The 12,394-nt window shown below is 57.4% G+C and carries 8 protein-coding genes; 2 read left to right on the top strand and 6 right to left on the bottom strand.

Going from position 1 to position 12,394, the window contains the following annotated elements:
- Positions 1-139: 139 nt before the first annotated feature.
- The 6 genes from proY to phoB all read right to left on the bottom strand — a co-directional run bounded on the left by proY (position 140) and on the right by phoB (position 7,684).
- Entirely contained in the window at positions 140-1,546 is a 1,407-nt protein-coding gene (gene proY, locus ACSOSI_RS05050; RefSeq protein ID WP_135344598.1) for a proline-specific permease ProY, read from the bottom strand.
- A gap of 71 nt (positions 1,547-1,617) precedes the next feature.
- Positions 1,618-2,937 carry a branched-chain amino acid transport system II carrier protein gene (gene brnQ, locus ACSOSI_RS05045; RefSeq protein ID WP_012005486.1) on the bottom strand — a complete coding sequence of 440 codons (1,320 nt, stop codon included), beginning with the start codon at positions 2,935-2,937 and terminating at the stop codon, positions 1,618-1,620.
- A gap of 447 nt (positions 2,938-3,384) precedes the next feature.
- The gene (locus ACSOSI_RS05040; RefSeq protein WP_476706645.1) at positions 3,385-4,491 is read right to left on the bottom strand and encodes a cobalamin-independent methionine synthase II family protein; all 1,107 of its coding nucleotides are present in this window, start codon (positions 4,489-4,491) and stop codon (positions 3,385-3,387) included.
- Between the two features lie 207 nt (positions 4,492-4,698).
- Complete coding sequence (locus tag ACSOSI_RS05035; protein WP_476706644.1) at positions 4,699-5,637, bottom strand: PstS family phosphate ABC transporter substrate-binding protein; 939 nt, start codon at positions 5,635-5,637, stop codon at positions 4,699-4,701.
- A gap of 16 nt (positions 5,638-5,653) precedes the next feature.
- On the bottom strand, positions 5,654-6,970 hold the full coding sequence (phoR, locus tag ACSOSI_RS05030; protein WP_012005483.1) for a phosphate regulon sensor histidine kinase PhoR: 1,317 nt from the start codon (positions 6,968-6,970) through the stop codon (positions 5,654-5,656).
- Positions 6,971-6,994: 24 nt separating this feature from the next.
- Positions 6,995-7,684, bottom strand: coding sequence for a phosphate response regulator transcription factor PhoB (phoB, locus tag ACSOSI_RS05025; RefSeq protein WP_012005482.1), 690 nt, complete (start codon positions 7,682-7,684; stop codon positions 6,995-6,997).
- 201 nt (positions 7,685-7,885) lie between these two features.
- Between phoB and sbcD the strand changes: the two genes are divergently transcribed.
- Both sbcD and sbcC read left to right on the top strand, forming a co-directional pair.
- Positions 7,886-9,118 carry an exonuclease subunit SbcD gene (sbcD, locus tag ACSOSI_RS05020; RefSeq protein WP_261131044.1) on the top strand — a complete coding sequence of 411 codons (1,233 nt, stop codon included), beginning with the start codon at positions 7,886-7,888 and terminating at the stop codon, positions 9,116-9,118.
- Complete coding sequence (sbcC, locus tag ACSOSI_RS05015) at positions 9,115-12,366, top strand: exonuclease subunit SbcC (RefSeq protein WP_476706643.1); 3,252 nt, start codon at positions 9,115-9,117, stop codon at positions 12,364-12,366. The genes sbcD and sbcC overlap by 4 nt, the downstream gene beginning before the upstream one ends.
- Positions 12,367-12,394 lie beyond the last annotated feature (28 nt).

The following is a 12,394-nucleotide window of genomic DNA, read 5'->3' as shown; positions in this document are numbered from 1 at the left end:
CCCTCTCCCGAGGGAGAGGGCCGGGGTGAGGGGCTTTCGCGTTGGTTTGTATCCCCTCACCCTAACCCTCTCCCAAAGGAGAGGGAACAAGATCACCTTAACTTACAAGCATTACGGCGCATGGCCGGTGTTTTCATTTTCAATCCTGCTGCTGCGCCAGCACCGCAAGCTTCTTCTGGTGGTTGAGCTTGAAGTAGTAGCCCGCCAGCAGTACCACCACCCAGACCAGACCGGCGTACAGCGATACGCGGGTGGTTGGGAAGTAGCCAATCAGGCCGATGATAAACACCAGGAAGACGATCGCCACCACCGAGGTGAATACGCCGCCGCGCAGTGGGAAGGCCAGGTTTTTCACCTGCTCTTTGCTCAGGCTGCGACGGAAGGCAATCTGCGAGAACAGGATCATGATCCACACCCACACGGTGGCGAAGGTCGCCAGGGAGGCAATCACCAGGAACACGTTTTCCGGCATGATGTAGTTGAGATACACCGCCAGCAGCAGCGCCAGCATCATCACCACTACCGTGACCCACGGAATACCGCGTTTGGAGACCTTGCTGAATATCTTCGGCGCGTGGCCCTGTTCAGCCATGCCGTGCAGCATGCGGCCAACGCCAAACACGTCGCTGTTAATCGCAGACAATGATGCGGTGATCACCACAAAGTTAAGGATACCTGCCGCCACGGTAATTCCCATGTGCTGGAAGGTCAGCACGAACGGGCTGCCATTGGTGCCCACCTGGTTCCACGGGTAGATAGACATGATGACGAACAGCGTACCGACGTAGAACACCAGAATACGCCACGGCACCGAGTTGATGGCCTTGGGAATCGAGCTTTTCGGGTCTTTGGCTTCACCGGCCGTGATACCGATAATTTCGATGCCGCCGTAGGCAAACATCACCAACTGCAGCGACAGGATCATGCCGATAAACCCGTTACTGAAGAAGCCGCCGTTAGACCACAGGTTATGGATACCGGTCGGCTGTCCGCCGTTGCCAATCCCCCAGATAATGATACCGATACCGGCAGCAATCATGATGATGATGGTGGCCACTTTGAAGAATGAGAACCAAAACTCCAGCTCACCGAACACCTTCACGCTCATCAGGTTGATGGCGCCAATCACCAGCACCACGCTCAGCACCCAAATCCAATGCGGCACCTCTGGGAACCAAATCCCCATATAGATACCGAACGCCGTCACGTCGGCAATCGCGACAATCAGGATTTCAAAACAGTAGGTCCAGCCGGTGATATAGCCGGCCATCGGGCCAAGGTAGTCCTGCGCATAGCGTGAAAACGAACTGGCCTGCGGGTTGTTGACCGACATCTCGCCCAGCGCGCGCATGATGATAAAGGCGACAATACCGCCAATCAGGTAGGCCAGCAAAACGCTCGGGCCGGCCATTTTAATGGCGTCCGCCGAACCGTAGAACAGACCGGTGCCGATAGCCGAGCCAAGAGCCATAAAGCGAATGTGACGCGTACTGAGACCGCGTTTCAGCTTATTGGCCGCAGGAGCGGCGGGTGACTGTTGTTGCATGAAGATAACCCGTGTTTTTTAAACGTAAAAAAGCCACGGACAAGTCCGTGGCCCAAAATTTAGCCGGGGAATTAGGAGTGCGCGGTCACTTCGGAGCGCGAACAAACCCGGTCATAAATTGCGACCAGCACCAGCATCAGCAGCGACGGCGGCAACCATGCCAGCCCTTGATCCGCCAATGGCAGGTGATTGGTCCACTCCGGCAGGAAGTGCTGGAAGGTGGACGCTTTCACCGCGTCAAGGATACCAAACAACAGGCTGACTAACATCACCGGCGCGATGATACGCGGCGCGCTGTTCCACCAGCGCTGAGTGAAACTCAGCACCACCAGCACGATACACGGCGGATAAATCGCGGTCAGCACCGGGATAGAGATCTGGATCAGATGGCTCAGGCCCAGGTTGGAAACCAGCATCGAGAACAGACCCAAAATGAACACCAGCGTCTTGTAAGAGAACGGCAGGTATTGGGCAAAGAACTCGGCACAGGCGCAGGTCAGGCCAACCGCAGTCACCATACAGGCGATAAAGATCAGCGCGGCCAGGAAGAAGCTGCCCAATCCACCGAAGGTGTTTTGTACGTAAGCATGCAGGATCACCGCGCCGTTGGTGGCATCCGGCACCAGCACACCGCTGCCGGAACCCAGCTTGAACAGGCTCAGGTAAACCAGCGTCAAACCGACACCGGCGATCAGGCCCGCCAGAATGGTGTAACGCGTCAGCAATTTGGCATCCTTCACGCCGCGGGAACGCGCAGCGTTAACGATGACGATGCCGAAGACCAGCGCACCCAGCGTATCCATGGTCAGATAGCCGTTAACGAAGCCGGTAGAGAATGGAACGTTCTGATAGACCTCGGTGGCCGGAATTGGCGTGCCCGCAGGCCAGGCCAGCGCGGCAATACCCAGTGCGCCCAGCGCAACAATTTTCAGCGGTGCCAGTACGTGGCCGACGGTATCGAGCAAGCGGCCCGGATACAGAGAGATGCCGATCACCAGTGCGAAATACACCAGGCTGTAAATAAACAGCGGCATGGCACCGTCACCGGTCAGCGGTGCAATGCCCACTTCGAAGGAGACGGTCGCGGTACGCGGGGTGGCGAATAGCGGGCCGACGGCCAGATAGCAGACGGTCGCCAGCAGCAGGCCGGCGCGACGACCAATTGGCGTGCTCAGGGCGTCAATGCCGCCACCGACACGAGCCAGCGCGATCACCGTCATCACCGGTAGACCGACGGCAGTGATCAGGAAGCCGATAGCTGCAGTCCAGACGTGTTCACCGGACTGTAAACCGACCATCGGCGGGAAAATGATATTCCCGGCTCCGACGAATAAGGCAAAGGTCATAAAACCCAGTGCAATAATATCTTTTGACGTTAAACGATGACTCATACGATGTCGTGTTGCCTGTTCAAATGAAAAAAAGTGTCCGATACGTGGTGGCGTTATGCCCCACCCGGTTGCCGGCTTGCCATTTCATCGCGAGACCAAATAAGAGCAGAAAACGCATAACGTCCGGCGTTTTGTCCTTATTCGAAAGTGACCACTCATGATGATGGGCAGAGTTTTAGGAGTTATAAATGGAGGTTTAGTCCGACAACGGGGGCTAAGTTAAACGTTTATAGCGTTGAAAGGCAAGGCGCATGACAAAAAGCAGAGTTATAGACCAGATAATCTTTCGAGGCCAGTCGATCATAGTGGCTATCAATAAATATACAATACATGATTTGTATAATTTTTAAGCGACAGATTCACAAAACGTGAAGGCTTTGGCTAATGACCGCGCGAAAACGCCAATAAACAGCCAGTTTTCGCGCAGTCTGAACGAGTTTTTCGCCGTTACCAAACCTGCCGGGCGATATTCACCACGCTTTGCAGTTTATTCCACTGCTGTGATTCACTCAGGCTGTTGCCCTCTTCGGTCGAGGCAAAACCGCACTGGGTACTGAGGCAAAGTTGGCTGCGGTCGACAAACTGCGCGGCCTCCTCAAGACGCTGTTTCACCTGCTCAGGGTTTTCCAGTTCACCGTTTTTGGTGGTGATCAGCCCCAGCACCACCTGCTGTTTACCTGGTTTGATAAAACGCAGCGGCTCAAACCCGCCGGACCGCTCATTGTCATACTCCAGGAAGAAGGCGTCGATATTCACCTGACCGAACAGGATCTCCGCCACCGGCTCATAGCCGCCTTCGGAGATCCAGGTGGAACGGAAGTTGCCGCGGCAAACGTGCAACCCAATGGTCAGATCGTCCGGCTTGTCGGCGATCGCGGCATTCAACACATCGGCATAAATACGCGCCAGGCGATCCGGATCCTCTCCGCGCTCGCGGATCTGCCGGCGCTGTTCGTCTGAACACAGATAGGCCCAGACGGTGTCATCCAGCTGCAGATAGCGGCAACCGGCATCGTAAAATGCCTTGATCGCATCGCGATAGGTTTGGGCCAGATCGTCGAAATAGGCGTTCAGATCCGGGTAGACCTGACTGTCGATGGCCTTGCGCCCACCGCGAAAGTGCAGCACGCTCGGGCTTGGAATGGTCATTTTCGGCACCGTATCACCGGCAATCGCCTTCAGGAAGCGGAAATCTGCCAGCATCGGATGCTGCGGGTTAAACCCCAACTTGCCGACCACCTTGATGCTGCGCGCCCGGGTTTGCACGCCGTTGAACTGGATCCCCTGCTCCGCGTCATAGCCTTCCACGCCGTCCAGCCCTTCCAGAAAATCAAAGTGCCACCACGCCCGGCGGAATTCGCCGTCAGTCACCACCGCCAGGCCGAGCTCTTGCTGTTTGGCCACCGCCAGACGGATCTGCTGATCCTCAACCGCCCGCAGCTCAGTAGCGTCAATATCGCCTTGCTGAAACTGTTGGCGAGCGGTTTTCAGCGCTGCAGGGCGCAACAGACTGCCGACAACGTCAGCGTGAAAAGCGTGGTTGCAATCGCACATATTATGACTCCCGGTAGCAGGTAAAAGATCGGGCCTTTACCTCAGTAATTGACAGTTTGAATTATTACGTCAGGTTATTATGGACATCCAGACGTCTAAAAAAGATAGAGAGCATGCTGTCATACCCACTGCCGGGCAGCAATAGAAGAAATTTCATCGGTAGTGAGAGAAATTCATGTTGAGGGCGAATCAACGCCCGAGTGAAATTTATTGCAGACCCAACGCCCGGCGGGTTTTCTGCAAAGTAGCAGAAGGCAGCGGCAGATAGCCGTCATGGTTCACCAGGTTTTGTCCGGTGTCGGACAGGACGCGATCGAGAAATGCGGCGGTCAGCGGCTCCAACGGCTGGTTGGGCGCTTTGTTAATGTAAATATACAGATAGCGCGACAGCGGGTAGCTACCGTTGCGCACGTTGGCATCGTTGGGGGTGACATAGTTTTCGCCGGACTCGGCCAGGGGCAACAGCCGCACGCCGCTGGCGCGAAAACCAATGCTGGCGTAACCGATACTGTTCAGTGAACCGGCCACCGCCTGCACCACCGAGGCAGAACCGGGCAGTTCATTGACCCGTGGCATAAAGTCACCGCCACACAGCGCACGCAGTTTGAAATAGCCGTAGGTGCCGGAGGCCGAGTTACGCCCAAAGCGTTGCAGCGCACGCTGCTGCCAATCGCCGTTCAACCCCAGTTCACCCCAGCGCGTCACCGGCTGGTTTTCGCCACAGCGCAGGGTAGCGGAGAAAATTCGGTCAAGCTGCTGCAGATTAAGACCGCGCAGCGGGTTGTCCTGATGTACCAGCACCACCAGCGCATCGACGGCGACCGGCACTGCCAGCGGCGCATAGCCATAGCGGTGTTCGAATGCCGATACTTCCGCCGCCTTCATCGGTCGGCTCATCGGCCCCAGCTGCGCGGCCCCCGCAGCCAAAGCGGTCGGCGCAGTTGAGGAGCCCGCGACCTGGATCTGCAAATTAACGTTGGGGTAATGCTGGCTGAAGTCCTGCGCCCACAGCGCCATCAGATTCGCCAGCGTATCGGAACCGACGCTCGACAGGTTGCCGGACAGCATGCCGTCCGGCTGCGCTAACGCGCCACGGCTCACCAGCAGCGCCAGGCAAAGCAACAGCCCTCGGGTCATTCGGATCATACCAGCCTCTCGCGCGTTAATTTTTCACCGCATTCTCTGATAAAGCTGCGGGAACAATCAACCGGTTAGGCAAGGTAAAGATGAATCGGGTGCCAATCCCCTGCTCACTGAGGATCTCCAATCTCGCGTCATGGTGGCTGAGCGCATGCTTGACGATTGCCAGCCCCAGCCCACTGCCGCCGGTCTGGCGTGAACGGGCCTTGTCGACGCGATAGAAACGTTCGGTCAGGCGCGGAATATGCTCGGCGGCGATGCCCGGCCCATTATCACTGACCTGGAACTGCGCGCCGTTGGGCGTCTGTTGCCAACTCACTTCAATATTGGTGCCCTTTGGCGTGTGATTGACGGCGTTGTACACCAGGTTTGATACCGCGCTGCGCAGTTGGTCGTCGTTGCCGAACACCTTGAGCTGTTCGTTCACCCGGAAGCTAATCTCATGGTTGCCACCGCTCAGCGACTGCGCTTCCCGTTGCAACACTCTCAACATCAGTGGGATATCGACCCGTTCGTTCATCTCGACGTTAGGCGCCGCCTCAATCCGCGACAGCGTCAGCAGCTGTTTGACCAGCCCATCCATACGCCGGGTCTGCTCTTGCATGGTGCCCAGCGCTTTGCCGCGCAGCGAGCCATCCAGCTCTTCGTCGCTCATCATCTCCAGGTAGCCCTGCAACACCGTGAGCGGGGTACGCAGCTCGTGGCTGACGTTGGCGAAGAAGTTGCGTCGCGCGCCTTCCAGCTGGCGCATTTGGGTGACGTCACGCGCCACCATCAGTAATTGCCCTTCGGAATAAGGCATCACGCGGAATTCGACGTAGTGCTCATTGTTCAACTGCAGCGTCAACGGCCGGGTGAACTCCTGCTGTTGCAGATAGTGGCTGAACTCCGGGTAACGCAGCAGGTTAAGGATGTGCTGACCATTGTCTTCCGGCCAGCGGAAACCCAGCAGATGCTGCGCCAAACCGTTACACCAAAAGATATTGCCTTCGACGGTAGTCATCACTACCGCATCGGGCAGCGATTCCGCGCCGCTGCGGAAGCGTTTGATCAACAGCGCCAGTTCACGCCGCCGACGGCGATTACGCTGCTGCATCTGATACAGGCCGTAAAACAGCGGTTCCCAGCTCCAGCGCCCGGGTGGCGGCGTCATGCTGCGGTCAACCCACAGCCAGTGGGAAAGTTTGAGTTGGTTGTAGAAATTCCATACCAGCGCCGCCAGCACGGAGGCCAGCAGCAACCAGGGCAGATAACCGAAAATCAGCCCCAGCAACAAGGCAGGCAAGCAGAAAAGGGCCAGCTCCAGGGCCAGCCTCTTCCAGGATAGACGTTCTAGCACGGCATATTCTCCAGCGCGTCGCGATCAGTAGCGCGTTGAGAATCGGTAGCCGGTGCCCCGAACGGTTTGAACCATTTTGTCATGACCACTGGTCTCTAACGCCTTACGGAGCCGACGGATATGCACGTCAACGGTGCGGTCTTCCACATAAACGTTAGTGCCCCAGACGTGATTAAGCAACTGTTCGCGGCTATAAACACGCTCTGGATGAGTCATAAAGAAGTGCAGCAATTTGAACTCGGTCGGCCCCATATCCAGCGCCTGCTCGTTGGCCATCACCCGGTGTGAAGAAGGATCCAGGCTCAGCCCTTGCATTTCAATCACTTCTTCCACCGCCATCGGTGAAATGCGGCGCATTACCGCCTTGATGCGCGCTACCAGCTCCTTCGGCGAGAAGGGTTTGGTGATGTAATCATCCGCCCCGACTTCCAGCCCACGGACACGGTCTTCTTCTTCACCGCGTGCGGTCAGCATCATCACCGGAATATCGCGGGTCATCGCTTCACGCTTCATATGTTTAATAAACTGAATGCCGGAACCTCCGGGTAACATCCAGTCGAGCAACACTAAATCAGGGAACGGCTCAGACAGGCGCGTCACTGCGCTGTCATAATCCTCAGCTTCCAACGGTTGGTAACCATTCTGTTCCAACACAAAGCACACCATCTCACGGATCGGCGCTTCGTCTTCCACCACCAGTATGCGTCTTGCCATCGTCAATCCTGCCAATGTGTTAGCGATCACAGTTGATTGCGGGCGCCATTATGCGTCAGTTTTGTGACAGATTTATGAAATAAATAGCCATGAAATAAACCGGGTGTCATAGGCAGTAAGCATAGCGATTATTTCTAATAATACAGAAACATCATATTCCCTTTATAATCCCTGCCATTACTCTATCGCCCCGGGAGTGTCATGCGCCTGATCCACACCTCTGACTGGCATCTTGGCCAGTATTTTTTCACCAAAAGCCGCGCCGCCGAACATCAGGCTTTTCTGCGCTGGCTGATCGAACAGATCGAACAACAGCAGGTGGATGCGCTGATCGTCGCCGGGGACCTGTTCGATACCGGCTCGCCGCCAAGCTACGCCCGTGAGCTGTATAACCGTTTCGTGGTGGAACTGCAGCGCACCGGCTGCCAGTTGGTGGTACTGGGCGGTAACCACGACTCCGTGGCAACCTTGAATGAGTCGCGTGAATTGCTTTCCTGCCTGAATACCACCGTGATTGCCAACGCACAGAGCGAAACCGAACAACAAATTCTGGTGCTGAATCAGCGCGACGGCCAGCCGGGTGCGGTACTTTGTGCCATCCCTTTCCTGCGCCCACGCGATCTGCTCACCAGCCGAGCCGGCGACTCCGGAGTGCAAAAACAGCAGGCGCTGCAAGAGGCTATCGCCGACCATTATCAAAGGCTGTACCAAGCGGCCTGCGCGCGTCGCGATGCGCTGGGCTTGCCACTGCCGATTGTTGCCACCGGCCACCTGACCACCGTGGGCGTCACCACCTCCGATTCGGTGCGCGATATCTACATTGGCACGCTGGACGCCTTCCCGGCCCAGGCCTTCCCGCCGGCCGACTACATCGCGCTGGGGCATATACACCGCGCGCAGAACGTCGCCAAATCCGAACATATTCGCTACAGCGGCTCGCCGATCCCACTCAGTTTTGACGAGTTGGGCAAAGCCAAAAGCGTGTTTATGGTGGATTTCAGCGCGGGCGCTCTGCAACAGGTCACTGCGCTGGAGATCCCCAGCTTCCAACCGATGCAGCTTATCAAGGGTGATTTGGCGCAGATCGAACAACAATTGCAGCAGTTCGCCGATTATCAGGGTGAACTACCGGTGTGGCTGGACATTGAAGTGGCAACACAGGACTACCTTAGCGACATTCAGCGCCGCATCCAGTTACTGGCCGATCAACTGCCGGTAGAAGTAGTGTTATTGCGCCGCAGCAAAGAACAGCGGCGCCAGGCCATTGAACAGCAGGACAAGGAAACGCTCAATGAACTGAGCGTCAACGAGGTGTTCGAACGGCGGCTGGCGCAGGAGCCTGAAATGGCCGAAGAACGTCGGCAACGAATGAGCCAAATGTTCCAGCAGGTGGTCGAGTCCGTGCGGCACAACGACCAGGAGCCGAGCCAATGAAAATCCTCAGCCTGAGATTAAAAAACCTCAATTCCCTGCAGGGCGAATGGAAGATCGATTTTACCGCCGAGCCTTTTGCCAGCAATGGGTTATTCGCCATCACCGGGCCTACCGGGGCAGGCAAAACCACCCTGCTGGACGCCATCTGTCTGGCGCTGTACCACCAGACGCCGCGCCTTAACGTCACGCCGAGCCAGAACGAGCTGATGACACGCCACACCGCCGAATCGCTGGCGGAGGTCGAATTTGAAGTTAAAGGGGTCGGCTATCGCGCCTTCTGGAGCCAGCGCCGCGCCAAAAATGCCCCGGACGGCAACCTGCAGGCACCTAAAGTGGAGCTGGCGCTGCGTGAAGACGGAAAAATTCTGGCGGACAAGGTACGCGACAAGCTGGATATGACCGCCGCGATCACCGGGTTGGACTTCGGCCGCTTCACCAAATCGATGATGTTATCCCAGGGGCAGTTCGCCGCCTTCCTCAATGCCGATGCCAACGATCGTGCCGAACTGCTGGAAGAACTGACCGGCACCGAGATCTACGGCCAGCTTTCCGAGCGGGTTTTCGAACAGCATAAGCAGGCCAGGGCCGATTTGGATGCGCTGCATCAACGCGCCAGCGGCATTGAACTGCTCAATGACGAACAGCGTCAGCAGCTTGAAAACCAATTAATTGAGCTGGGAACGCAGGAAAATACCCTTGGCGAACAGGCCCGCCAGCAGCAGCAGGCGCTGAACTGGTTACAGCAGTGGCAACAAACACAGCAAAAACAACAGGAATATCAACGTCAACTGAACGCGGCCCAGCAAGAACAGGCGGCGGCCGAACCGCAACTGCAGCAGTTGGCGCGCAGCGAGCCGGCAGAAAAACTGCGGCCGTTGCTGAATGAACGTAACCGCTGCCGCAACGATCAGCAGGCGCTGCAACAGCAGATAAGCCAATTAACGCAACAGCAAGAGCAACAGCTAGCCCAGATGGCGCCGTTGCAACAGGCGGTGGAGCAGGCCCGTGCGCAACTGCAGGCGCATGTTGAACATCAGCAGACGCAACAGCGGCTGATCGACGAGCAAGTCGTCCCGCTCGATCACCAGATTGCCCAGTTACAGAAAACGCAGGCCGAGCTGCAACAGGCGTGCGATAGCGCTGCACAGCAGTATGCCCAGCAAAAAACAGCGCTGGAACAACTCGAGGTTCAGCGAAGCCAGTTGACCGCACAGGCCGGGCAGCATCAGGAAAAACTTAACGGCCTCACCGCCGCGCTGACGGCGCAACAGCAACAACAAAATACGCTGGAAGCCCAGTCGCCCCTGATGGTACTGCGCCAGCGCCAGACCGAACTGGCCGAGCTGCGCCCGGTACGCCAGCAGTTATTTACCCTGTCTTCCCTGTTTAGCCAGGTCAGCGAACGTCTGGAGCAGCAGCGCAAGGAGTTTGCCGCCCGCCAGACGCAACTCGGCGAACATGAAAAACAGCTCGAAGAGACGCGGCAGCAGTATAAACAGCAAAAAGCCCACCAGACAGACGTGGAAAAAGCCCTCGAGCTGGAACAGCGCATTGTCAGCCTGGAAGCCGAACGCGCCCGCCTGCAAACCGGTGAACCCTGTCCGCTGTGTGGCTCCTGCAGCCACCCGGCCATTGAGCAGTATCAGGCGGTAAAACCTTCTGAAACCGCATTGCGCCTGGCCCAGATGCGCGCCACAACCGAAGCTTTGTATACTCAGGGCACCGAACTGCGCACCCGTTGCGAAAGCCTGAAAGAACAGCAACAGCGCCAACAGCAGCTCATCACGCAAGACGAGCAACAGTTGGCTACTCACCTGCAGCAGTGGCAAACCCTCAGTACACCGCTGGCATTTGACTTTACCCTGCAAGACGCCGACCGCCTGAGCCAATGGCTGAGCGCCTGCGACAACGAAGAACGTCAGGGTCAGGCCGCCCTGCTGCAGCACGAACAGGCGTCGCACGCCGTGCAGCAGGCCAAAGACCAATTGGCCACACTGCAAACGCAACAGCAGCAGGCGCACCAAGAGAAAGCCCGGCTGGACGAGCGTTTCATCCTGCTGGAGAAAGGCCATGCAGAGGCCCAGTTGCAACAGCAGCGTCTGCAGCAGCAGTGGCAGGACGGCGAACGAGTCCTTGGCGAGCAACGTTCGCAGCGTCTGGCCCTGTTTGGCGAACAGCAAATCACCCAGGTGCGCGAACAGTTACGCGCCCGGCAAACGGCCTGCGAGCAGGCCAGCCAGCAGGCGGCCGAACAGTGGCAGAAGGCACAAGAGCAACGCGATCGGCTGAGCGGCCAGTTGGCCGGGCTGCAACAGCAACTGCTGCAACAGACTGAGCGGCTGCAACAGGCGGAACAAGTGTGGCAACAGGCGTTGGCCGCCAGTGAATTCAGCGACGAAGCCAGCTTCAGCGCCGCGCTGTTGGATGACGACCAGCGCCGACAGCTGCAACAGCGCAAAGAACAGTTGCAACAACGCCAGGTTGAAGCCAGCGCCCTGCTGGCACAGGCCGTTGACAGCCTGAAACAGCAGTTGCAACAGCGTCCCGAAGGGCTGGATGAGCATCAGACCGATCCCCAGGCCCTGAGCCAGAGCCTGGCAGCGCTGGCGCAAGAGTTAAAAACCTTGCAGCTACGCCAGGGCGAAGTACGCAATCAATTAGAAAGCGACACTGCCCGCCGCATCAATCAGCAGTCGCTGTTTGAGCAAATCAGCCAGAGCCAGAGCCAATACGACGACTGGAGTTATCTCAATCAGCTTATCGGCTCCAAAGAAGGGGATAAATTCCGTAAGTTTGCCCAGGGGCTGACGCTCGATCACCTGGTGTATCTGGCCAATAACCAGTTGGGACGGCTGCACGGACGCTATTTGTTGCAACGTAAAACCAGCGATGCGCTGGAGCTACAGGTGGTGGATACCTGGCAGGCGGACGCGCTGCGCGATACCCGCACCCTGTCCGGCGGTGAAAGCTTCCTGGTGAGCCTGGCGCTGGCACTGGCGCTGTCTGACCTGGTCAGTCACAAGACCAGTATCGACTCGCTGTTCCTCGACGAAGGCTTTGGCACGCTGGATGCGGAAACCCTGGATACCGCGCTGGATGCGCTCGACAGCCTGAACGCCTCCGGGAAAACGATTGGCGTGATCAGCCACGTGGAAGCCATGAAAGAACGGATCCCGGTACAAATTAAGGTGAAAAAGGTCAACGGGCTCGGCATCAGCCGGCTGGAGCCGCAGTTCCGGCTGGAATAACCCAGCTCTGATTGAGAAAGAGGGTTGC

Source organism: Serratia sp. AR11, from assembly GCF_056376275.1.
Note: the sequence above shows the minus strand (reverse complement) of the source record. Positions and strands in the feature narration are given on the sequence as shown.